Origin of the sequence: Thermomonas sp., assembly GCF_047606765.1 — a bacterium.
Taxonomy (GTDB): domain Bacteria; phylum Pseudomonadota; class Gammaproteobacteria; order Xanthomonadales; family Xanthomonadaceae; genus Thermomonas.
Window position 1 is genome coordinate 1 of sequence record NZ_JASGED010000074.1, and the last position, 24,024, is coordinate 24,024.

The 24,024-nt window shown below is 65.6% G+C and carries 18 protein-coding genes and 1 pseudogene; 12 read left to right on the forward strand and 7 right to left on the reverse strand.

What is annotated here, in order from left to right; all coding sequences use genetic code 11:
* The 9 genes and pseudogenes from QM612_RS07210 to QM612_RS07250 all read left to right on the forward strand — a co-directional run.
* Positions 1 to 1,197 (forward strand): MltA domain-containing protein (locus QM612_RS07210; RefSeq protein ID WP_415253220.1); only part of this gene is annotated, 1,197 nt, incomplete at its 5' end.
* A gap of 136 nt (positions 1,198 to 1,333) precedes the next feature.
* Positions 1,334 to 3,169, forward strand: coding sequence for a type VI secretion system baseplate subunit TssF (gene tssF, locus QM612_RS07215; RefSeq protein ID WP_415253221.1), 1,836 nt, complete (start codon positions 1,334 to 1,336; stop codon positions 3,167 to 3,169).
* Entirely contained in the window at positions 3,166 to 4,260 is a 1,095-nt protein-coding gene (gene tssG / locus QM612_RS07220) for a type VI secretion system baseplate subunit TssG (RefSeq protein WP_415253222.1), read from the forward strand. The genes tssF and tssG overlap by 4 nt, the downstream gene beginning before the upstream one ends.
* Positions 4,251 to 6,911, forward strand: a complete 2,661-nt coding sequence (tssH, locus tag QM612_RS07225) for a type VI secretion system ATPase TssH (protein WP_415253223.1) — start codon at positions 4,251 to 4,253, stop codon at positions 6,909 to 6,911. Before tssG ends, tssH begins: the two co-directional genes overlap by 10 nt.
* A gap of 174 nt (positions 6,912 to 7,085) precedes the next feature.
* The gene (locus tag QM612_RS07230) at positions 7,086 to 9,311 is read left to right on the forward strand and encodes a type VI secretion system Vgr family protein (RefSeq protein ID WP_415253224.1); all 2,226 of its coding nucleotides are present in this window, start codon (positions 7,086 to 7,088) and stop codon (positions 9,309 to 9,311) included.
* 116 nt (positions 9,312 to 9,427) lie between these two features.
* The gene (locus QM612_RS07235; protein ID WP_415253225.1) at positions 9,428 to 10,024 is read left to right on the forward strand and encodes a DUF4123 domain-containing protein; all 597 of its coding nucleotides are present in this window, start codon (positions 9,428 to 9,430) and stop codon (positions 10,022 to 10,024) included.
* A gap of 11 nt (positions 10,025 to 10,035) precedes the next feature.
* Positions 10,036 to 10,392, forward strand: coding sequence for a hypothetical protein (locus tag QM612_RS07240; protein ID WP_415253226.1), 357 nt, complete (start codon positions 10,036 to 10,038; stop codon positions 10,390 to 10,392).
* A 1-nt stretch (position 10,393) separates the two neighbouring features.
* Positions 10,394 to 11,950: a hypothetical protein gene (locus QM612_RS07245; protein WP_415253227.1), complete on the forward strand. Its 1,557-nt coding sequence runs from the start codon at positions 10,394 to 10,396 to the stop codon at positions 11,948 to 11,950.
* A gap of 200 nt (positions 11,951 to 12,150) precedes the next feature.
* Positions 12,151 to 13,230: pseudogene (locus QM612_RS07250) on the forward strand (IS481 family transposase).
* A gap of 31 nt (positions 13,231 to 13,261) precedes the next feature.
* Here QM612_RS07250 and QM612_RS07255 read toward each other — a convergent pair.
* From QM612_RS07255 to creB, 7 genes are all read right to left on the reverse strand, one after another.
* A complete protein-coding gene (locus tag QM612_RS07255) occupies positions 13,262 to 13,414 on the reverse strand; it encodes a hypothetical protein (protein ID WP_415253228.1) in 153 nt (50 codons plus the stop codon).
* A gap of 463 nt (positions 13,415 to 13,877) precedes the next feature.
* Positions 13,878 to 15,461: a M20/M25/M40 family metallo-hydrolase gene (locus QM612_RS07260; RefSeq protein WP_415253229.1), complete on the reverse strand. Its 1,584-nt coding sequence runs from the start codon at positions 15,459 to 15,461 to the stop codon at positions 13,878 to 13,880.
* Positions 15,462 to 15,541: 80 nt separating this feature from the next.
* The gene (locus QM612_RS07265) at positions 15,542 to 16,459 is read right to left on the reverse strand and encodes a carbon-nitrogen hydrolase family protein (protein WP_415253230.1); all 918 of its coding nucleotides are present in this window, start codon (positions 16,457 to 16,459) and stop codon (positions 15,542 to 15,544) included.
* Complete coding sequence (locus tag QM612_RS07270; RefSeq protein ID WP_415253231.1) at positions 16,456 to 17,067, reverse strand: GNAT family N-acetyltransferase; 612 nt, start codon at positions 17,065 to 17,067, stop codon at positions 16,456 to 16,458. Before QM612_RS07270 ends, QM612_RS07265 begins: the two co-directional genes overlap by 4 nt.
* 9 nt (positions 17,068 to 17,076) lie before the next feature.
* Positions 17,077 to 18,465 carry a cell envelope integrity protein CreD gene (gene creD / locus QM612_RS07275; protein WP_415253232.1) on the reverse strand — a complete coding sequence of 463 codons (1,389 nt, stop codon included), beginning with the start codon at positions 18,463 to 18,465 and terminating at the stop codon, positions 17,077 to 17,079.
* A gap of 206 nt (positions 18,466 to 18,671) precedes the next feature.
* Complete coding sequence (gene creC, locus QM612_RS07280; RefSeq protein WP_415253233.1) at positions 18,672 to 20,102, reverse strand: two-component system sensor histidine kinase CreC; 1,431 nt, start codon at positions 20,100 to 20,102, stop codon at positions 18,672 to 18,674.
* 6 nt (positions 20,103 to 20,108) lie between these two features.
* The gene (gene creB, locus QM612_RS07285; protein ID WP_415253234.1) at positions 20,109 to 20,789 is read right to left on the reverse strand and encodes a two-component system response regulator CreB; all 681 of its coding nucleotides are present in this window, start codon (positions 20,787 to 20,789) and stop codon (positions 20,109 to 20,111) included.
* A gap of 211 nt (positions 20,790 to 21,000) precedes the next feature.
* Here creB and QM612_RS07290 point away from each other — a divergent pair, with 211 nt between their 5' ends.
* The 3 genes from QM612_RS07290 (at position 21,001) to QM612_RS07300 (ending at position 23,580) form a co-directional block, all read left to right on the forward strand.
* Positions 21,001 to 21,858: a 23S rRNA (adenine(2030)-N(6))-methyltransferase RlmJ gene (locus QM612_RS07290; protein ID WP_415253235.1), complete on the forward strand. Its 858-nt coding sequence runs from the start codon at positions 21,001 to 21,003 to the stop codon at positions 21,856 to 21,858.
* Positions 21,859 to 22,017: 159 nt separating this feature from the next.
* Positions 22,018 to 22,959 carry a DUF808 domain-containing protein gene (locus QM612_RS07295; protein WP_415253236.1) on the forward strand — a complete coding sequence of 314 codons (942 nt, stop codon included), beginning with the start codon at positions 22,018 to 22,020 and terminating at the stop codon, positions 22,957 to 22,959.
* A gap of 42 nt (positions 22,960 to 23,001) precedes the next feature.
* Positions 23,002 to 23,580: a GNAT family N-acetyltransferase gene (locus QM612_RS07300; protein WP_415253237.1), complete on the forward strand. Its 579-nt coding sequence runs from the start codon at positions 23,002 to 23,004 to the stop codon at positions 23,578 to 23,580.
* Positions 23,581 to 24,024: the final 444 nt, after the last annotated feature.

A 24,024-nucleotide genomic window follows, 5' to 3' on the forward strand; every position in this document is an offset into this window, starting at 1 on the left:
GGCGTATCGCCCAACCCGCGTGACAAGCGCTACCGCGTGCGCATCGAAGGCAATACCGTCAAGCCGTATTACAACCGCCAGCAGATCGATGCCAGCGGCCTTGATGCGCCTGTGCTTGCGTGGGTGGCCGATCCGTTCAAGCTGTATTCGATGCAGATCCAGGGCTCGGGCAAGATTCAGCTCAAGGACGGCGGGCTGATCCGGCTGGCCTATGCGGAACAGAACGGGCACCCGTTCATGCCCAATGCCACGCGCGGTGATTCCGACAACATGCTGCTGGCGATCAAGGCGCGCGGTCTGGAGCAGGCGCCCACCATCGATGTACCCGGCGGCACCCGTGGCGTGCGCAAGTCCGGCAGCAGCGGTGATGCCGCCGTGGATGCCGAGGTCGCGCGCATCGTGGCTGCACTGCAGGGCGGCGGCACGGCAACGGCCACTGCCAATGCGTCATCGCAACGCCCGAAAGCCAAGCGCCCGGCCAAGCGACCTGCGTCCAGCGGCAGCGCCATCGCGGTGCAGTCATCGGATGTGGATGCCATGATCCAGGCACTGATGAGTGCGCCGGTGGCGGATGAATCCTACGTTGCACCGGAAGATGACATCGCAGCGACCAGCGTCGAGACAAACGAAGCGCCAGCGCCGGCGTCCACATCGAAAGCAAAATCGAAATCCTCCGCTGCGCCGAGGATGGACATGTCCGAATACGAAGGCGTGGCCGGCAACAAGCCCGCCGGCCATGCCGTGGGCGATGGCGTGGCCGTGCCGCGCACGGGCATCCCCGATCCCAGCTATGTGTTTTTCCGCCGCATCGGCGACGGCCCGGAAGGCCCGATTGGCGCGCTGGGCGTGCCGCTCAGCCCGGGCCGCTCGATGGCGGTTGATCCGCGCGCCACGCCGCTGGGCGCACCGGTCTTCATCGACGGCACCCAGCCCGGCAACAAGGGCCCGATGCGGCGGCTGGTGTTCGCGCAGGACACCGGCGGTGCGATCCGTGGCAGCGTGCGCGGCGACTTCTTCTGGGGCTTCGGCGACAAGGCCGGCAGGATGGCGCTTGCCACCAACCAGCCGGTGCGGATGTGGCTGCTGTTGCCCAAGGCAGTGGCCGGCAGCGCCGCCGCCAGCGGCATCAAGACACGTGGCGCTGGCGGACTGCGCGATTGCGCGGTGCCGGACGAAGAGTTCTGCGTCGAGGATTGAATGCTCAAGCCCTCCCCTTCAAGGGGAAGGAGGAAAAGGCATAGGCCTTCCGGTGAATGGTTGCGTGAGCAGCGGCTAACTAGCCTGTGCCATCGCCATGCGCGCACCCGCGCGCTGCGCAATGCGCGGAACCGCCATGCTCGACGATCTGCTGCCGTATTACGAAACCGAACTGACCTACCTGCGGCGGCTGTCGAAGGAGTTTGGCGCGCGCTATCCCAAGATCGCCGCGCGCCTGCAGATGGAAGGCGAGGTCTGCGAAGACCCGCACGTCGAGCGGATGATCGAGTCGTTCGCGTTTCTGACTTCGCGCATCCACAAGAAGCTGGACGACGAGTTCCCGCAGATCACCGAAGCCCTGCTGTCGGTGCTGTATCCGCATTTCCTGCGGCCTGTTCCGTCGATGTCGATCGCGCAGTTGCAGCTCGCGCCCGGCACCGAAATCAGCACGATGCAGGAACTGCCGCGCCACAGCGAACTGCTGACGCGCCACGTGCAGGGCCTGCCGGTGCGCTATCGCACTGCCTATCCGGTGGAAGTGTGGCCGCTGCGCATCGCCGATGCGCGGCTGGAAGCGGCGGAGCGCTCCGCCTTCGCCGTCACCGGCAGCGACACCGTCGCCACCTTGCGCCTGCGCATCGAAGCCACCGGCCAGGAGCCCCTGTCGAAACTGAAAATCCCGCGCCTGCGCCTGTATCTGGATGGCGAAAGCCCACTGGTGCATGCGCTGCATGAACTGCTGCTCAACTCCGCCGCCAGCATCACCCTGCGCGCGCCGGGCGATGCGGCGCAGGTGCCGCCGCTGCGGCTTGCGCCGGACGCGCTGCAGCCAGTCGGCTTTGATGATGCCGATGCCCTGCTCGACTACGACCCGAGATCATTCCTGGGCTATCGGTTGATCCAGGAATACTTCGTGTTGCCGGAGAAGTTCCTGTTCGTTGACCTGCTGCTTCCCGACCTGTCGCGCTTCGGGCGCGAGATGGAAGTCGCCATCGAGTTCAACGCCTTCGGCAGGCCGGAACGCCTGCAACGACTGGAACAGGCCGTCTGTGCCGAGACCTTCCGCCTGTTCTGCACGCCGGTGGTCAACCTGTTCAAGCAACAGGGCGAACCGATCCGGCTGTCGCAGGAACGCCACGAATATCAGGTCATCCCCGACGTGCGCCGGCCGATGGGGCTTGAAGTCTATTCGGTCGATTGGGTGCGCAAGTTCAGCCGCACGCCCGGCGGCACCGATTCGGTCGAGTTCCATCCGATCCATTCGGTGCAACACGGCCTGCACGACGACGGCAGCGGCCATTTCTGGTTCCTGCAGCGGCGACCTTCGATGCTGCCGAACGACGACGGCTCCGACGTGATGATGAGCCTGGTGGATCGCGACATGAACCCGCGCACGCCGGGCGTGGACACGCTGTCCATCGGCCTGACCTGCACCAACCGCGACCTGCCCTCACTGCTGCCATTCGGCGGCGATGACAGCATGCTGCACCCCGAACAGGGCGGCGTGATCGCCAGCGCGCAATTGCTGAAAAAGCCAAGTGCCACATGGCGCGCACCGATGCGGCAGGCCAACCAGTGGCGGCTGATATCGCATTTGTCGCTCAACCATCTGTCCATCGTCGATGGCGGGCGCGAGGCGCTGCTTGAAATCCTCAACCTCTACAACTTCGCGGACTCCGGCACCCTGCGCAAGCAGATCGCCGGCATCACCGAAGTCTCCGGGCACCCTTCCGTCACCCGCGTCGGGCGTGCGCCACGGCAGGCCTTCGTGCGCGGCACCGAGATCGAACTCACCTTCGACGAGAACCAGTACGTCGGCTCCGGCGTGTATCTGATGGCCTGCGTGCTTGACCATTTCTTCGGCCTGTACTGCACCGCCAATTCCTACACCCGCCTCAGCGTGCGCACGCGCCAGCGCGAGGACTGGATGGTGCGCTTCGCGCCGCGCAGCGGAAGCCTGCCGCTGACATGAGTACCGACGCCCCCATACAGGTCGCAGCGCCCACGCCAACGGATCGCATCGACCCGATGCAGCCGGCACTGGAGCGCCTGCTGGCGGAGCCGGGGCGCTTCGGCTTCTTCCAGGCCGTGCGCCTGCTGTACGACGCGCATGGCTTCGACGGGCGCGGCACCGGCGCGCGTCCGGGGCCACTGCGCTTCACCACGCCACCGTCGCTGGCCTTCCCGCCTGCCGAGTTGCACGGCATCGAAAACAGTGAAGGCAATACCCGCGTCTGCGTGAACTTCATGGGCCTGACCGGCCCGTCCGGCGTGCTGCCACGCAATTACACGGAACTGCTGATCGCGCGCAAGACCAACCGCGACCGCGCCGCGCAGGATTTCTTCGATCTGTTCAACCATCGGCTTCTGTCGCTGTTCTGGCAGGCATGGGCCAAGCATCGCCCGGAAATCGGGCGGCAATTCGGCTTCAACAATTCGGTGCTGCGTTATCTGGAGCACATCGTCGGCTTGGGCACGCCCGCGCTGCAATCGCGGTTGCGCCCCACCCGGCGCGGCGATGTTGCAGGCAAGCCGCTGCCCGGCGCAGCGCTTACCTATTTCTCCGGCCTGATCGCACAACGCCCGCATGGCGAACGCGCCATCGCGCAGGTCGTGTCTGCCGTTGTCGGCGCGCCCGTTGAAGCCTCCGGCTGCCTCGGCACCTGGCAGGACATCACGGCGGGTGCCCGCACCCAGCTTGGCCGCGCCAACCACCGCCTTGGTGATGGCTGCGTGCTGGGCGCACGTTACTGGGACAGGCAAACCACGCTGCAACTGACCATCGGCCCGCTGCGGCGCGAGCGCTTCAACAGCCTGCTGCCGCGCGGCGTGCGGCTTGGCGACGTGATCGAACTGACGCAATTCCTCACCGGCATCGCGCTGGACCTGCGCGTGCGGCTGTCACTGCACGCATCCGAAGTTCCGCCGCTGCGCCTTGGCGCACGCGACGCAAACCGCCCGCAACTGGGCTGGAACACATGGTTGCGCGGTCGCCGCGAGCGGCGACCCGCCACCGATTCCCGATTCCACTTTTCCGCAATGGGAGGCCAATCATGGCACTGAACCTGCGTGCGCTCATCGCGCGTTTGAACACCACCTGCCGGGGCGCGATGGAAGGCGCGGCGGGCCTGTGCATGTCGCGCGGCCACTACGAGGTCGAAGTCGAACACGTGCTGGTGAAGCTGCTGGAAGTGGAGAACAGCGACATCCGCCGCATCCTGCGCCAGTTCGAGATCGCGCCCGAAGCACTGGAGCGCGAGCTGGGCAAGGTGCTGGACGGCTTCAAGAGCGGCAACCAGCGCACGCCCGCGCTGTCGGCGATGATCCCCAAGCTGTTCGAATCCGCGTGGGGCTGGGCCTCCATCGAATTCGGCGAAGCCAAGGTGCGCAGCGGCCATCTGCTGGTCGCACTGCTGGGTGATTCCGAACTGCGCAGGCTGGTGTCGGTAAGTGCGCGCTCGCTGGAAAAGATCAACCTCGAAACCCTGACCAGGAACTTCCACGCGCTGACCGAAGCCTCCAGTGAAGCAAAGGACGCACGCGCACTCGGCGATGCCGGCGGTGCCATCGGTGGCGAAGCCGCTGCACCCGGCGCGGCGGCAGGCGGCGGCAGGCCCAGCAAGACGCCGAACCTAGACCAGTACTGCATCAACCTGACCCAGCGCGCCCGCGACGGCAAGCTCGACCCGGTGTTGGGCCGCGATTCGGAAATCCGGCTGATGGTGGATGTACTGACCCGCCGCCGGCAGAACAACCCGATCCTCACTGGCGAGGCCGGCGTCGGCAAGACCGCCGTGGTCGAAGGGCTGGCACTGCGTGTCGCCGCGGGTGACGTACCGCCGCAGTTGCAGGGCGTGGAACTGCTTTCGCTCGATCTTGGCCTGCTGCAGGCCGGCGCATCGGTGAAGGGCGAGTTCGAAAACCGGTTGAAGGGCGTGATCGAAGAGGTCAAGTCCAGCCCCACCCCGATCATCATGTTCATCGACGAAGCGCATACCCTGATCGGCGCAGGCGGCGCAGCCGGCCAGAACGATGCCGCCAACCTGCTCAAGCCGGCGCTTGCACGCGGCGAGATGCGCACCATCGCCGCCACCACATGGTCGGAATACAAGAAGTATTTCGAGAAGGATCCGGCGCTGACCCGCCGCTTCCAGGTGGTGAAGGTGGATGAGCCGGACGATGCCAAGGCGGTGTCGATGCTGCGCGGCGTCGGCCAGGCGATGGCCGCGCATCACAAGGTACGCATCCTCGACGAAGCCATCGTCGAAGCGGTGAAACTCAGCTCGCGCTTCATCCCCGGCCGGCAGCTGCCGGACAAGGCCGTCAGCATGCTGGACACGGCCTGCGCCAAGATCGCCATCGGCCAGAACGCCACACCCGCCCGCATCGAGGATGCGCGCCGCAGGCTTGACGTGCTGGCCACCGAGCGCACGCAACTGGAAAAGGAACAGGCCGGCGGCAGCGACCACGGCAAGCGCCTTGCCGAGATCGCCGATGAAACCGCGAGCCTGAGCGAATCGCTGGCGGCGGACGAAGCCCGCTTCGCGCAGGAGAAGGAACTGGTCGGCAAGATCCACGCCGAACTGGACAAGGTGGAGGCGATGTCGGCGGACGATCCCGCCCGCGCCGATGCCGTAGCCACGCTCAATGCGCTGCGCAGCGAATTGAAGACGCTGCAGGGCTTCGAACCGATGCTGCTGCCGGTGGTGGATGCCTCCGCCGTGGCAGAAATCATCGCCGGCTGGACCGGCATCCCGGTGGGCCGCATGGTCGCCGACGAAATCCAGACCGTGCTGCGGCTGAAGGAATCACTGGAAGAACGTGTCATCGGCCAGAGCCATGCGCTGGATGCCATCGCCCAGCGCGTGCGCACCTCGCGCGCCAATCTGGAAGACCCGGACAAGCCCAAGGGCGTGTTCCTGCTGGTCGGCACCTCCGGCGTGGGCAAGACCGAAACCGCGATTGCCCTTGCCGATGCGTTGTACGGCGGCGAGCGCAGCATGATCACGATTGCGATGTCCGAATATCAGGAAGCGCATACCGTCTCCAGCCTCAAGGGCAGCCCGCCCGGCTACGTCGGCTACGGCGAAGGCGGCGTGCTGACCGAAGCCGTGCGCCGCAGGCCGTATTCGGTGGTGTTGCTGGACGAAATCGAAAAGGCCCACCCCGACGTGCTGGAGCTGTTCTTCCAGGTGTTCGACAAGGGCCGCATGGAAGACGGCGAAGGCCGCGAGATCGACTTCCGCAACACCCTCATCATCCTCACCTCCAACGCCGGCACCGATCTGGTGATGCAGGCCTGCAACGAATCCGATGACGTGCCCTCGGTCGAATACCTCAACGACCTGCTCAAACCCGAGCTCAACCGCGTGTTCAAGCCGGCCTTCCTGGGCCGCACTGCCGTGATCCCCTATTACCCGCTGAAGGACGAGAACCTGCGCAAGATCGTGCGCCTGAAACTCAACAAGATCGGCAAGCGCATCAAGGCCAACCACGGCGCGGACTTCCAGTACGACGATGCGGTGGTGGATACCATCACCGCGCGCTGCACCGAGGTGGATTCCGGCGCACGCAACATCGACAACATCCTCACCGGCACCGTGTTGCCGGAAGTCTCCGGCCACGTGCTGGAACGCATGGCCGAAGGCGGCAGCATCCAGGCCATCCACATCGGTGCAGGTGAAGACGGCAAGTTCACCTATACCGTCTGCTGACAACCCGACGCGCGGCCAGGGACGGCCCCGCGCGGCATCAGGCCTGCACCTCGGGCACTACACCCTTCGCGCTATGCCATGACCGGCGGCATCGGCCACGCATAGCACTTCGGACGAATGTCGCCCGCCGCCGCGTTTGACCACCATAGGCAGCGAAACCCGGCCATCCACGTCATGCCCAGCCATTTTTCCACCAGCAACCGCATGTACTTCCTCACCCTGCAGGACTACGGGGAGGATGACCTGTTGATCGATGCAATGTCGGGCCATGAAGCGGTCTCGCAATTGTTCGAGTTCAAGCTGCGCCTGCTGTCCGAACATGAGGACATCGACCCGGAGCGGATCATCGGCCGCACCGCGATCCTGCGCATTGAAACCGACGGCAGAAACGAGCAAGGCGAACGCCACTGGAACGGCTATGTCTCGCGCTTCACGTCCTGTGGACGCGCGCATTCCTCGGCGGATGGGCAGGACGACATGTTCGTCTACGAGTGCGACATCGTGCCCTGGTTCTGGTTCATGACCCAGCACGAGGACTGCCGCATCTTCCAGGAGCTGACGGTTCCCGAAATCATCGAAACGATCTTCGGCGAGTTCAACTACAGCGACTTCAGGATCGAGCTGAAGGAAACGCATCCCAAGCTTGAATACTGCACGCAGTACAACGAGACCACGTTCGACTTCATCTCGCGGCTGATCGAACGCGAAGGCATCCACTACTACTTCCGCCACCATGACGATGGTGGCGAGTCCAGGCACCTGCTGGTCTTCACCGACCACAAGGACGGCAACCCCAAACTGGATCCGCACATCATCCCGTTCCACGAACACGGACACGCCGAAGAAGGCGACGCCATCACCCATCTGGTACGCAACGAACAGATGCGCACCCGTCAGGTCACCTTGTCCGACTGGAGCTACGAAAAGCGCAACGCGGTCAGCGAGAACACGCCCACCATGCTGCGGATCGGCGCGGACTGGGAACTGGAGCGCTACCGCTACCCGGGCGATTTCACGAGGCAGGACGGCAGCTCCGACCCCACCCTGGGCAAGCATCGCTCGCAGGTGCTGATGGAAGCCGAGGAATCCAGTCACCTGCAGTGCCGCGGCAGCGGCCAGGCCCGCAGCCTCACGCCCGGCCACATCTTCACCCTTGAAGATCACCATGACGACCGCTTCAACATCGAGTATCTGGTGCTCGCGGTCTGGCACCACGGGCGCAACAATCTGGGCGGCGAAGAGGGCGCATCCGATTACCGCAACGACTTCCTCCTGCAACCGCATGAGCGGGTGTATCGCGCGCCGCTGACAACGCCGCGCGGCCAAGTGCGTGGCCCGCAGACCGCTGTCGTGGTCGGCCCGCAGGGCGAAGAGATCTACACCGACAGCCATGGCCGCATCAAGGTGCGCTTCCCCTGGGATCGCAAGGTGCCCAGGCGCACCACCAACACCCAGGACGACAAGGCCTCGTGCTGGGTGCGGGTGGCGCAGATGTGGGCCGGCAACGGCTACGGCACGCTGTTCATGCCGCGCATCGGCATGGAAGTGGTGGTCGATTTCCTCGAAGGCGACCCGGACCGCCCCATCGTGGTGGGCTGCGTCTATAACGGCATCAACCAGCCGCCGCTTGCACTGCCCGGCGAGGCCACCCGCTCCACCATCAAGACGCTGTCTTCCAAGGGCGGCGGCGGCTACAACGAGCTGCGCTTCGAAGACAAGAAGGGCCACGAGGAAATCTACCTGCACGCGCAGAAAAACCTGCAGCTGCGCACCGGCAATTGCCGGACGGAAGCCGTCGGCGTGCATTCCGACCTCACCGTGGGCAAGAACCATACCGAGACCATCGGCGAGGATCGCGCAGCCACCGTCGGCAAGAACGAAACGATCGCCGTCGGCCAGCACCGCGCACTCACGGTCGGCGCGGACGACTACCGCACGGTCGGTGCCAATCACCACACCGACGTGCGCAGGAACAGTGCCCACACCGCCAGCCTGAATCTGGATCTCACTGCCGGCGCGAATCTCGCGCTCACCAGTGGTGCGAACACCGACATCAAGGCCGGCACCAACCTGGTGCTGGAAGCCGGGACGATCATCAGCCTGAAAGCCGGCAGCAGCTCCATCGTACTCAGCCCGGCAGGCGTGCAGATCACCGGCACCATGGTCTTCATCAATTCCGGCGGCAGCCCTATGCCTGCCAACAAGGCGATGAAGGCGGAAAAGGCAGACAAACCGAAGGAAGCGCTGGAGGCCATCAATTCCAAGGCCGGAAAGGTCACCAACCCGACCCAGCAACTGCAGGCCAAGGCCCTGCGCAATGCCGCCCGCGCGGCACAACCGTTCTGTGCTGAATGCGAGGCCGCACGCGCCGCCCTGCGGGCAATGGGCGTGGGTGCATGACCGCGCCAGCACCCGCGACGCAAACCACCGGCGGGCACATGTCCGATCCTGCCGCCCTTTTGCGTATTGATATGGAAGGAAGATGGCAAAGGCCCCGGGGGGAGACCCGATCCGGCATGTCGCCGGGCGTCATCGCAGGCTCCACCGGACAGCAGGGAACGATTCGCGTGATCGGTCAGGCACATTACGAGCAATTGCGGCGCACGGTCTTCGGCAATGGCGCATCGCCGGTCTTCGCGGTGCTGGACGGCGCGATCATCGACGACCTGCCCAGCCTGCTGCAGCGCAACGCGCCCGAAGCGCTGTGCCTGTTCTCCGGTAGCCTCGACCCGATGCTGGCCGCAGCTGCGCCCTACGTGATGCAACTGGACCCGGATGCCACGGCCACCCAAATGGCATTGCGCGACGGCTGGAACGACCACTGGGGCATCGTGCTGGTGGCCGATCCCGGTGTTGACCTGCACGCGGTGCGCTCACACCTGCGCCGGGTGCTGCGCGTGCGCACGCCGGATGGCAACAGCATGTTGTTCCGCTTCTATGACCCGCGCGCGTTTCGCACAGTCATTCCATCACTGGACGCACCGGCGCGCCGGGAGTTCTTCGGCCCGATCCGCGGTATCTATGTCGAAGGCCGCAGCCAGGACAGCGCGCTGTATTTCGCGCGCGACGGTGGCCCCGGGGCGCAACCGCTGGCCCTGTCCAGCGCCGCCTGAAGGAGTTGCAGGTGCTTGCAGTCAAACGCAAACAGATGGCCGCGATCGGCGAAGTCCAGCTTCGCAACAATCTGGCCGACTTCCTCAACCGCCATCTTGGCGGCAACGCGCCCATGCAACTGGATCAGCTCGATGCCGAACTGGACGCGGTGATCGACCACTGCCGCAAGGCCGGCCTGCGCAGCCAGCGCGCCGTGGCCGCCTATGCCGTGGCCTGCTCGTTGTTCGGCAACATGCGGGTCGCCAACGATCCGTCCATCGTCGGCATCCTGGCCGACCGCAGCAGTTCGCAGCTCGACCGCGCCCTGCTGATCGAAATCTGGACCGCCGCCGCCTACAGCGACCACCGCCGTGCGCAGGGGGGCTGACATGTTCGAATCATTGACCGAAGGGCTGTCGAGCATTGGCGCTGCCGCAGGGCAAGCCGCCCAGCAGGCACAGCAAGCCGCCACCGCCGCCACCCAGCAAGCCGCCGCTGCGGCACAGGGCGCGGTTGCCGAAGCACAGACCGCCGTCTCCAATGCCGCCACCGCGGCCGCAGGCGCTGCGAACGGCGCAGTGGCGCAAGCCCAGCAAGCCGCGCAACAAGCCGCCGCACAGGCAGGTGCCGCTGCGCAAGGCGCGCTGACGCAGGCCAACCAGGCACTGGACGATGCCCGCAACGCCGCCAACGACATCGCACAGAAAACACTGGCGCAGGCCAATCAGGCGCTCACCCAGGCCCGCGAGCAGGCCGGCGCAGCAGCGCAGAACGCATTGAAGCAGGCGCAGGCAGCGGTCGATGCCGCCCAGCAGCAAGCCAAGCAGATGGTGCAAGGCGCGCTGGACACCGCCACGCAGGCGCTGGACAACGCCATGCAGACCGCCGAGCAGGCGGCACAGGAAGCCATCGATCAGGCCATGGGCATGGTGGACAACGCCATGACCCTGATCGAGGACGGCGTGGGCAATGCGCTGAGCGCCGCCAACACCGCCATCGATCAGGCACAGGACATGCTGCGCGATGCCGCCAGCAATGCCTTGCAGGCCGCGCGCAGCGAAGTCATGGATCGCGCCCGTGATGCACTCGGCATGGTCGGCGCATTGATGGACGCACTGCCCGATGCCTTCCCCAACCTGCCGGTGGACATGCCCTCCTCGCACTGCCCCTATGTGCAGGCGCTGATGGACGAACTGGCGCGCCGCGCCGCGCAGGCCAACAACGCACTGGGCAATGCCGGCAACGCGCTGCAGAACGTGGCGGGGCCACTGCTGGATCAAGCCAACGCAGCGCTGGATCAGGCCGATGCGCTGGCCGATCAGGCGATGGCTGCCATGGACGATGCCATGAACGCGCTGGATCAGGCGCAAGCTGCCGCCAACAGCGCCGCCCAGCAGGCGCTGGATACCGCCAAGGGCGCAGTGCAGCAGGCACAACAGGCCGTGCGCGATCAGGCCGGTGCCGCCATCGCGCAGGCCAAGGACGCCGTCAACGGCATGAAGGAACAGGCGCAGCAGGCCGCGCAAGGCGCGATCGATCAGGCGATGACTGCCGTCGATAGCGCCCAGCAACAGGCCGGCGATGCCGCCCAGCAGGCACTGGACACGGCACAAGCCGCTGCCGCGCAGGCCCAGCAACAAGTCAGCCAGGCCGCACAACAAGGGCTGGCGCAGGCCAATCAGGCCGCACAACAGGCCCAGCAAGCCCTGACCGGTGCCGCACAAGGCGCACTGAACACCGCGCAGGAAACCGCACAACAAGCCGCAGCCACCGCCGGCGAAGCCGCGCAAGCCGCCATCGGCAGCGCACAAGCCGCCATCGGCAATGCGTCGAACGCAGCTGCGCAAGCTGCCAATGGCGCGGTCGGTGCAGCGCAGTCAGCGACAGCCGGTGCCACGCAAGCGATGGGCAACGCCGCCAAGTCGCTGGGCAACCTGTTCGGCTGATCTGGATGTAACAGCACAACGCAGTACCCTTCAACACCGGGCTTTATCAGTAATCACTGGTACGGCTGGTGGGCGCAGGTTTGTGTTTGTGTTGAGTATTTACCCGACAGTCCGCCCCTCATGAGGCCATGAAGGGCGGACACCTGGGCCTTCGGTAGATTGGTGGTTACCACACCGATCAACCTCACCGGAGAACCCAGATGTCCGCTGCATCCCAGCGTGCCAAGCGCAAGCTATCCCTGCTCCAATTGGCCGAGGAACTCGGCAACGTCTCCAAGGCCTGCCAGATCATGGGCTACCACCGAGACTCGTTCTACGACATCAAGCGTGCCTTCCAGACCGGCGGTGTCGCTGCGCTGGTCGAACAGCGTCGCGGCCCGCGTGGGCCACACCCCAACCGGGTCTCGCCCGAGGTCGAGCAAGCCATCCTCGACTTCTGCCTGGCCCACCCCACCAAGGGCTCGCAGTTCGTCGCCAACCAGCTGCGCCTGCAAGGCGTCGAGGTCAGCCAGTCCGGCGTTCGCGGCGTCTGGCAGCGTCACGACCTGCTTCGGCGTCACCAGCGCCTGCTGCGACTGGAAGCCGCCGCTCGCGAGACCACCTTCGTCCTGTCCGACTAGCAGATGCGCCTGCTGGAGAAGGCCGGCAGTGACGCCCTGCCACAACACGTCGAGTCCAACGGCCCCGGCGAACTGCTCAACCAGGACACCTTCTACTGGGGCACCCTCAAGGGCGTGGGCAAGGTCTACGTTCAGGTCGTGGTCGACACCTTCTGCTCGCTGGCCTTCGCCAAGGTCTACACCAGCAAGATGCCCGTCACGGCTGCCGACACCCTCTACGAGCGCGTACTGCCGTTCTACGAAGCGCTCGACGTGCCGGTGCAGGCGATCCTGACCGACAACGGCCGCGAGTTCTGCGGCAAGCCCGACAGTCACCCCTACGAGTTGCTGCTGGCGATGGAGGGCATCGAGCATCGCACCACGAAGATCGCCACGCCGCGCACCAACGGCTTCGTCGAGCGCATGAACCGCACGCTGCTGGACGAGTGCTTCCGCGTCGCAGGACGCCAGACCTGGTACATCACCCCCGCCGAGATCCAGCGCGACCTCGACACCTTCCTGCGCTACTACAACCACGAACGCAGCCACCAGGGCTATCGGCTCAAGGGCCGCACACCTGCTCAGGCACTGCGCGAAGCGCTCAAGCGCAAGACCCTGCCACCGATCATTCCAGAACCCGAGGAGACAACCGAAAACGAAGCTGAGAAACTCGTCGCCTGACTGCCACTACCGATGACCCAGTGTCGGGTAATTACTCAACTTGTACACCTGCGATGTAGCCTTCATCAAAATAATGCCGCCGCTCGAGTCCGTTGCCATAAGTCAAGCTCACGGCGGGGCCGAAAGGCCGGCGCTTGACGCCTGTCACCACATTGCTAACCGTACCGCCGATGTTCACCGTCATCACCGTCTGCTTGCCTTGGACATAGCCATACCGACATTACGTTCATGCGTTTCATCATGATTTGCTGTGCTGCTTTTGCTCGCCATCGTTGCCCCCGGGATGAAGGCACCAGATTCTTTGGCTATCTGGCGCAACTGCTTCGATTTAGCTGAAGCACGTCACATACCGAGACATGCCCTGTGAAGCGGCAAACCTGCGGCCCCAAGGCAAGGGCAAAGCCCGCCTTGTGCGAATTTCGTGAAGCTCGTGCAGCCACTTCGACCACGTCACTCGATGACGCCCCTTCTGGTCGATGCGTGCGATTCGACCACATCTATGCAAACGATTGCAATAGCCCATGGATCGCGCATCACGGGGAATGTCGTCCCGCACTCTCACCACGATCAAACACCCGAAACGCCTGACATGAAAAGGGCCGGCAATGCCGGCCCTTGGCACATCAACGGAGCGGCACTGCGTCCGATCAGTTTTCCACCAGCATCTTGCGCGGCAGCTTTTGCGGGCGCTGGGCAGTGTTGTAAACGAACGAGGCCACGATGGCGGCAGCCTGCTTGAGGTCGGCTTCCACCGCGTGGTCCTGCACGTCCAGATGGGTGTGGTGGACGTGGCTGAAGTAGTCCAGCTGATCCTGCACGAACTGGAAGCCGGGAATGCCGACGCGGTCGAAGCTGATGTGGTCGGTGCTGCCGGTATTGCGCTGGGTGACGATGGTTGCGCCGACGTCATGCCACGGCTTCAGCCATTCCTCGAAGATCGGCGCAGCCGACAGGTTTTCCTGTGCGTAGATGCCGCGAATCTTGCCGCTGCCGTTGTCCAGGTTGAAGTAGGCCGAGATGCGCTCGTACTCCGAGGTGCGGATCAGCTTGCCCTTGCTGGTGCGGAATGCAGCGGGGAGTGCTTTCTGCTCGGGATCGGTCGGTTCCGGATAGCGTGCGAAATGCTTCGCGACGTAATCCTGCGAACCCACCAGGCCTTGTTCCTCACCCGTCCACAGCGCCACCCGGATGGTGCGATTCGGTTTCGCACCGATGGCCTTGAGGATGCGCACCGCCTCCATCATCACCGCCACGCCTGCGCCGTTGTCATTCGCGCCGGAGCCGGTGTGCCAGGAATCCAGATGCGCGCCCAGCATCACGACTTCATTCTTTTGCGGGCCGGTGCCGGGAATCTCGGCGATGGTGTTGTAGGCGGTCTGGTTGGTGTCGCTGGTGAAGCGCGCATCCACCTGCAGGCGCAGGCGCACGGCTTCCTTGCGATCCAGCGCACGCATCACGGTGTTGTAGTGCTCGGCCATCATCACCAGCGCCGGCACGCCGACCGATTCACCGGCCTTGCGCGAACCGCCACCCATGACGCGGACGATGCCGTTGTCCCAACTGCTGATCGACACGGTGGCGACCACGCCCTCGTCGATCAGGAATTGGTTGAGCAACGGGCCGAAGGCCATGCGTTCGCGATACATCGCCAGCATCGCGGCATCACCACGGCGCGCCTCGGGCAGCGGATAGGCGAGCAGTTCTTCCAGGCTGGCGTGATCGTGGCGCTGGAAGTCGGACTTCTCGTTGGGCTTGTACGCGCGCGGTGCGTCGGTGAACAGCACCTTGCCCTTCAGCTTGCCCTTCCACTTTTCCAGATCGGCCTTGGACTCCAGCTTGGCGTAGATGGCCTCGCCTTCCACCGCGCCACTGGTGCCCGGCGTCCACGCCTTGGGCAGCGCGTGCAGCGGCATCGGGCGCGGGCTGAGCATTTCCACCGTGGTGTCGGTGAACGCCCAGCCGCGACCAAAATCTTCCACCGCCTCGTCATGGACGTTGGACAGGCCCCATTCGTTGAACTTGGAGCGCGTCCACGCATTCGCCTCGGCCATCGCCGGGGAATTGGTCAGGCGCGGGCCGATCACGTCGGTCAGGTGATTGAGCGTCGCCATCACCTGCGAACGCTGGAACGCTTCCTGACGGATGCGCGAGGTCGTGTCGAGGTCGATCTTCTCTTGTGCCTGCACCACGCCACCCGCCAGCAGCGCGGCGGCCAACAACAATCGCTTCATTGCATCCAATCCCCGGTTGGCAAACTGACCTTGGAGTTTAAGGGTCAAAACCGCCCCTGCCGTGGGCCATCGGTCATGTTTCAGGCCACTTCCGCCCCGGTTGCGCGATGCGCGGCGCGTTCCAGCCGGGCGCGCAGCACCGTGGGGAAGTACTGCGTCGGCCAGTCGCGGTCATTGGCGACTTGCGCATGCACGCGGCTGGCCTCCAGCGCGCCGAAATCGAGATCGGCGATGGCCCAGCATGCCTCGCCACGGGTCTGCGCCAAAATGCCGTCGGCAGGCAGCCCCACGTCCATCGGTGCGATCAATGCGGCCTCGCCGGTATTGGTGTCCAGCGCCGGGCTCCACGCTGCTTCGCCGGCAGTGACCGCCTGTGCCACGAAGCAGCGGTTCTCCAGCGCCCGCGCCAAACAGCCCACCCGCACGCGGGTCGCGCCGGCATCGGTATCGGTACAACTGGGCACCAACAGCAGGCGCGCGCCGGCCTCGCACTGCGCGCGCACCGGCAGCGGGAACTCGCTGTCGTAGCAGACCGAGATGCCCGCGCGAATGCCGTCGATGTCGAACACCTTGAGTGCATCGCCGGATTCGATCACGCCGGTTTTCTTCTCGAAGCCGGTCAGGCGCAGCTTGTCCTGCCACAGGTGGTCACCGTCGGGCGAAAACAGGTCACTTCGATTGCAATAGCGCCCGCGCCCGCGCCCGCCATCCAGCAGGAAGCTGCCGGCATTGATCCACAGGCCCAACTCGCGCGCCAGGGTTGCGTATACATCAAGCCACGCATCGCGCAACGGCTGTATGGCGGCAAACGAGGCATGCAAGTCGCCGCGCGTTTGCGCATCGAACATCGCCGCCAGTTCCAGCGACAGGTATTCCGGCAATACCGCAAGCTCCGCGCCACCACGTTTTGCTTCGCGCAGCAAGGCTTCCTGCTTCGCCGCGAACTCGACGAAATCACGCGGCTCACCAACCGGGTATTTGCAGGCCGCGATCTTCATGCGTTCGTCTCCTCGTCAAGTGGCCGCAGCCAGAACGTCAGCGGATGTTCCACTTCGCCAACGCCATTCTCATTCCAGTGCAGGCGCATGGTCATCCCCGGCTGGCGCACATAGCCGCGTTTCGTCCAGAACGCATCGTTGTCGCGATGCCCGGCAGGACGGCGCGGATCGGCGGCATCGCGATCCACCGCTGCGAATGCCGTGAAATCGAAACCACCAAGCCGCCGCGCATGCGCCTCGCGTGCGTCGAAGAAGGCATGGCCGAGGCCGCGCCCGCGATACGCCGGCAGCAAGACGGATTCCCCGCAATAGAACACCCGCGCCGGCTCGATGCCGCGTTCATGGAACGGTTGCTGGAACTCGGCACTGTCCTGCGCCAGCGGGATGCCGGTGGATGCGCCAACTACCGCATCGCCATCACGCGCCAGCACCACCACGCTGTCCGCTGATGCCGCATACGCCGCAAGATATTCGCGCTCGTAGGCGGCACTGCCTGCGTACAGATAGGGCCAGTCGCGGAACACCGCGATGCGCAGTGCGGCCACCGCGTCCAGGTGCGGCAGGATCGCCGCACCGGACAGGGTTTGCAGGGTGATGGCATCGGTCATGACCGGATTCTAGGCCGAAGACTCGGCGCGCGAGGGCGACGGCATCCGCGCCGACACCTGATACCAGTCCACCTTGCGGGTCGCCAGCATGATCGCGGCCAGGATCGCGAACAGCAGGCCGGAGCCCAGCACCAGCGCGTTGTCCTCCGACAGCAGCAGGCCATACAGCGCGGCGTACAACGTGCCCAGCATCGCCGCGAAGCCAAGCCCGCGTACCGCACTGCGCAGCACCGCCGCCAGATAGAAGCCGATCAGGCCGATGCAGGCCAGCGCCGCCAGCAGGTAGGACAGGCCGAAGTCGATGCGCTCGGAAAGACTGACCAGCAGCAGGAAGAAGATGGCGATGGCAAGCCCCACCAGCAGGTACTGGATGGGATGCACGCGCACCTGCTTGATGAGTTCGAACATGAAGAAACCGACAAAGGTCAGCAGCACGAACAGCAGGCCATACTTGGTGGCGCGGTCGGCCTGCATATAGGGATTGACCGGATCGATCAGCGACACGCTGACGCTGTCGCCCGCCGGTGTCCACGGCATGCCGCGCGCCAGCGCTTCCTGCGCATCGGCGGACAGCTTGTTCTCCGGCGACAGCGACGGCTCCTGCAGGAAGCGGCGCTGTGCATTGGTCGCCACCGCCGCCACCTGCCAACGCGCGCGGAAACCATCGTTGCCGATGTCATGCTGCGGCGACTTGCCATCGAACTTCGGCGATATCCACTTCGACCGCAGGCGCAGGTCGTTGGCCGCGCCCAGCGGCAGCATCGAGAAACTTTCGGTACCGCGCAGGCGCATGCCAACGCGGGTGTCGAACTGCAAGCGCTGCCCCGCCGCAGGTACCGGCAGGCGCGCATGCACGCCGGGGCCGTCGGCATGGCCGATGCCCTGCTCCACCCGCGCCTGCGCGCCATTCACCACGAAGTCCGGCGTGCCCTGCAAACCACCCACGTCGGCGATGCCGAAGCTCAACCACGGCCTGCCGATGCTGCGCCGTGTCGTGCCATTGTCTGCCGGCACCCGCACATCGAAGCGCGCTTCAACGCGGCCATCCCATTCGTACACGCGCACCTGATGCAGGCCGCGCCGGCGCGTGTCCGGCTTCAGTTCGCCATCCATCGCCAGCGTTTCCGGGAAGAACGTCCACTGCCCCGACTTCCTGCGCACCACCCGGCGCGCCACGCCATCGTCGCCGGTCACTTCCTCCTCCACCTGTTCCTCGTAAGGCACGACCAGCACCGGCCCGGCCACGGTCTGGCGACCGCCGTAACTCGCACCGATGTCGCGCACGGCCTGATCGCGGTATTGCTGGCGGTCGTGGATGACGCCACGGATCATCGAAAGCGGGATCAGGATCGCCAACGTCAGTATCACCACCATTGCCACCTTGAACGCCAATCGCATCGTCGTGCTCCATCGGGAAGATGGGTGCAGCGTGATGTTGGTGTTCGATGTGACGATGGCGGCTTGGTGAAGTGGGTGTGAGGCGGGGTATGTATCCGTCATGCCCGCGCAGGCGGGCATCCATGGACGTTCATCCATGAAGATCAAAGTCCTTGGACTCCCGCCTGCGCGGGAGTGACGAGCAGGAGCGTCCTGGTCACGCTTTCCTAGGACAACGACAACACCACCATAGCGGTCGCACCGCCACCTTCGCGATTGCCCAGGACGGCGCGGCCACCGTGCAACTGCGCCACCTCGGCGACAAAGTTCAGGCCCAGCCCGCTGCTGCGCGCGCCGCCGTCCGGGCGCGGTAGCGAATAGAAACGCTCGAACACGCGCGAAAGCGCATAGTCGGGAATACCGGGGCCGCGATCCGCAACGATGATGCGCAGGCCATCGGCATCGGGCTTCACTTCCACATCCACCACGCCGCCTTGCGGCGAGAAGTCGATGGCGTTGTCGATCAGGTTGCCCAGCATCTGCCGCAGCAGGAACGGGTCACCCTGCACCGCAGGCAGGCGTTCGTCGGCCCGCACACACACGGTGACCTGCCTTGCATCGGCGCGCGAAGCGGCATCTTCCACCGCTTCATTCGCAAGCGCGGCAAGACCAACCGGCTGCGGCTGCTCGATGCGCTGGCGATGTTCCAGCGCCGCCAGCTCCAGCAGCCGATCCACCATGCCCACCATGCGCCGGCTCTGCATGCCGATGCTGGCCGCAAAGCGCGCGCGGTCTGTTTCCGGCAGCTGGCCTTCCAGCAGCTCCGCCGCGCCACGGATCGCCGCCAGCGGGCTTTTCAGCTCATGCGTGAGCGTGTGCATGTAACGCTCCACGTACTGCTTGCCTTCCAGCTGCGAACGCATGCTTTCCAGCGCGCGGCCAAGATCGGCGAACTCGCCGGCGGCGTCCGGCAGTTGCGCGCGTTCACCCGCTGCCACCGCGTCGGCATAGCGGCGCAGGCGCGCAAGCTGGCGTGACAGCCACCACGCCGCCAGCAGCCCGACCAGCAGCGCGCTGCCCAGCAGCACCCAGCCCCAGCGCAGGATCACGTTCTGGCTGCGTTCGATGAAAGGCTGGATGCTGCGGTTGGGCTTCGACACCGTGAGCACGCCGGCAACCTTTCCCTGCGCATCGTGGATCGGTGCGGCGACGTACATCACCGAGCTGGCGTCATCATTCGGATCATCACGGGTGGAACGCGCGCCGTACTGCCCGCGCAAGGTGCGATAGACATCGTTCCAGCGCGAGTTGTCGCGGCCCAGCTCCTTGCCCGCCGAATCGAATACCACGATGCCGCGTGCATCGGTGACAGTGATGCGATAGCTGGCGCGATGCTTGGCCTGCTGCCAGATGCGTGCATCCAGTTCGCGCGTCGTCATCGAACGCACGCGGGCAGCGAACTGGCCGTCTGCGATGCGCCCGGCCAACAAATCATCGGTGGCAAGCTCTGCCAGCACGTTGGCGGTATCGGCCAGGGTGTCCTCCATCGCCTGCCGCACGCCCGGCTTGACCTGCTGCACGAACACATTGCCCAGCAGCAGCGCGGCCAGTGCCACGATCAGGAAATAGCCCAGCAGCACGCGCAGCGCGATCTTCATCGAGGGTCAGTCCACATCGATGGAATAGCCCAGCCCGCGATGGGTGCGGATCGGGTCGCGCGCCGGGTCGAGCGTGCGCAATTTCGCGCGCAATGTCTTGATGTGGGTATCCACCGTGCGTTCGCCGCTTTCCAGCGCGTCCGTCCACACCCGGTCCAGCAGTTGCGCGCGGCTGAGAATCGCGCCGGGGCGGCGCAGCAGTTCGGCCAGCAGCGCATGCTCGTAGCGGGTCAGTTCCAGCCAGTGGCCGGCAAAGCGGATGCGGTGGGCTTCTGCATCGATCTCGAAACAACCGCGCTGCCGCGCCTGCCCGCCTTCGTGCCGGCGCAGCCGCGCACGTACCCGCGCCACCAGCTCGCGCGGGGAAAAGGGCTTGGCCATGTAATCGTCCGCGCCCAGTTCCAGCCCCAGCACGCGGTCTATCTCGTCACTGCGTGCGGTCAGAAAAATCACCGGCACCGCGCTGGATTCGCGCAGCTCCCTGCACACGTCAAAGCCACTACGATCCGGCAGGCCGACATCGAGGATCACAAGGTCGATGCCGCCACGTTGCAGGCGCGGCAACACCTGCCCGCCCAGCAGGACGTGCTCGGCCTCGAAGCCATCCGCACGCAGCGCGTACAGCACGGTTTCGGCGATGGCGGTTTCGTCTTCGGCCAAAAGAATGGTGATCGGCATGCGCGGCATCGTAACCGGGGCGGCGGCACGGTATGCGTGGTGAATGTGAAGTAGGGACAGGCCCCCGTGCCTGTCCGCTTTTCCGACAAAAGCGAAGGGCAGGCACGGAGGCCTGCCCCTACGGATCCCGATGCCGGCGAAGGGCAGGCACGGGGGCCTGCCCCTACGGATCCCGATGACGGCGAAGGGCAGGCACAGAACCGCCCCTACAATCTCCCGCATGAACTACCGCCACGCCTTCCATGCCGGCAACCACGCGGACGTGCTCAAGCATGTGACCGTTCTGGCGCTGTGCGATGCGCTGACCGCCAAGCCCGCGCCCTGCTTCGCGCTGGACACCCACGGCGGGCGCGGTCTGTACAAGCTGGACGGCGAAGCGGCGCAGAAAACCGGCGAGGCGCAGGACGGCATCGCCCGGCTGATCGCCGAAGCCCCGCGCGATCCGGCCATCCAGCGCTATCTGGCCGCAATCCGCGCCTGCCGCCTGCAACACGGCGCGCATGCCTACCCCGGCTCGCCGTGGTTGCTGGCGCATGCACTGCGCGAACAGGACCGCATCGCCGCCTGCGAGCTGCACCCGGAAGAAGCCCATGTCCTGCGCGACCACTTCGCCGCTGACGCCCGCATCGCCACCCACCAGCGCGACGGCTACGCCGCGATCAAGGCGCTGCTGCCACCGAAGCATGGCGCGCTGAAATTCGCGCGCGGGCTGGTGCTGATCGATCCACCCTTTGAGGCACAACTGGCCGAGTTCGATACCGCGCTGGCGGCATTGCGTGAAGGGCTGACGCGCTGGCCGCAGGGGATGTTCGCGCTGTGGTACCCGATCAAGCAGGGCCGCGCCTTGCAACCGTTCCGCCGTGCCGCCGCCGCGCTGCCGGCAAAATCGGCGCTGGCGCTGGAACTGCTGGTGCGCGCGGACGATTCGCCTTTGCGCATGAACGGCAGCGGCATGCTGCTGCTCAACGCGCCGTGGCAGTTCGACGCGGTCATGCATCCTGCGCTTGCCGCCATGCGCGATGCACTGGGCGAAGCCGGAGCAAGCGCCCGCACGGACTGGCTGAAGCGCAGCGCTTAAGCCCTCCCCTTCAAGGGGAGGGTTGGGTGGGGATGGGGTTCAATGGCGATGGTGCGTGCAACACCATCCCCATCCCGACCTTCCCCTTCAAGGGGAAGGAGGAAAACCCGGGCCGTGCGAGAATCGCAGCTACCCCGCCCACCACGTCCCGCCGACCCCATGGCCTCCAGCTTCTTCGCCCTGTTCGACGACATCGCCACCCTGCTTGACGACGTCTCGGTGATGACCAAGGTCGCCACCAAGAAAACCGCTGGCGTGCTGGGCGACGACCTTGCCCTGAACGCGCAGCAGGTCAGCGGCATCCATGCCAACCGCGAGTTGCCGGTGGTGTGGGCGGTGGCGAAGGGCTCGCTGGTCAACAAGGCCATCCTGGTGCCGGCGGCGCTTGCCATCGCCGCGCTGGAAGCATGGCTGCGCGGGCGCGGCTTCAACATCCCGCTGATTACGCCGCTGCTGATGATCGGCGGCGCCTACCTGTGCTTTGAGGGCGTGGAGAAGCTGGCGCACAAGCTGCTGCACAAGCAGGAAGAAGCTGCCCACCACGCCGAACTGGTGGAAGCCGTGGCCGATCCGCAGGTGGACCTGGTCGCCTTCGAAAAGGAAAAGATCAAGGGCGCGGTGCGTACCGACTTCGTGCTGTCGGCGGAAATCATCGTGATTTCGCTGGGCACCGTGGCGGCCAAGTCCTTCGCCACCCAGTTCTCGGTGCTGGTCGCCATCTCGCTCATCATGACCGTGGGCGTGTATGGGCTGGTAGGCGGCATCGTCAAGCTGGACGACATCGGCCTGCATCTTGCGCGCCCCGGCACCGGCAAGGCATCGGCGATGCTGGGGCGCGGCATCCTCGCCTTCGCGCCCAGGCTGATGAAGTTTCTGTCGATCGCCGGCACAGCGGCGATGTTCCTGGTCGGCGGCGGCATCCTGGTGCATGGCATCGGTGCCTTGCACCACCTGGCCGAGGTGATCGCCAAGGGGCCGATGCCCTGGCTGCTGGTGAACCTGTTCAATGCCGGTGTGGGCGTGGTGGCAGGCGCGCTGGTGCTGGGCGCGGTGACCCTGTTTTCCAGCCTGCGCGGCAAGCCGGCGGATGCCAGCCGCTAGGCCCATCCAAATTCTTAACCTGACTGCAGGGATGATCTGACCATGGCCGCCCGCAACCGAATGCCGCCCTGGCACGAAAACGTCCGCCTCGCCAATGGTCGCGAGCTGCTGATCCGCCCCATTCGTCCGGAGGATGCCGAGCCGCTGCGCGCGGCCTTCGTCCTGCTGGAACCGGACGAAGTGCGCCAGCGCTTCCTGCATCAGCAGAAGGAACTGGGCGCGGATCAGGCCCAGCGCCTGACCCATCCCAACCCGCGCCGTGAGTTCGCGCTGGTCGCCGCCGAGCCGTTGCCGCCGGGCGAGGCGCTGGTCGGCGCGGTGGCGCGCATCTCCATCGATGACAACGGCAAGGATGCCGAGTTCGCCATCCTCGTCAGCCACTACATCAACGGCATGGGGCTGGGCCGGCACCTGATGCGCCGGCTGGTGCGCTGGGCCAAGGGCCGCAAGGTGCAACGCATCTACGGCGACGTACTGGAAAACAACCTGCCAATGCAATCGCTGGCGCAGTCACTGGGCTTCAGCCGCGAGTTCTCCGGCGAACCGGGGCTGGTGCGGGTGGTGCTGGATCTGCCGCCGCCCAAGCCGAAGACGCCGCCACCGCCGCCGCTGATCGGCTGAACATGCCCAGCCGGTAGAACACTCCTCTAGAATCACCGGCCCAATTCGACCCCCGAAGCGCTGGATGCACGGCATCCGGCGCTGTCGTTCTTTTCAGTGATGCACTTTTCGATGCCGCAACCTGCGCTTTCCTTCGATACCCCGCTGCCCCGCGCCGGCCAGTCCCGCGCGTACTGGCGCGCACCTGCTTCCAGCACCGCGCTGGCCTGCGCCGTGGTCGCCGCCGCGCAGCGCCACAACGGCCCGCTGCTGCTGATCGCCCGCGACAACCACGCCGCGCACCAGCTGGAATCCGACCTGCGCGTGCTGACCGGCAGCGATCCCGCGTTGCCGGTGCTCGGCTTTCCCGATTGGGAAACCCTGCCCTTCGACCGCTTCAGCCCGCATCCGGACATCGTCAGCCAGCGCCTTGCCACGCTGGCGCGCCTGCCCGAACTCACGCGC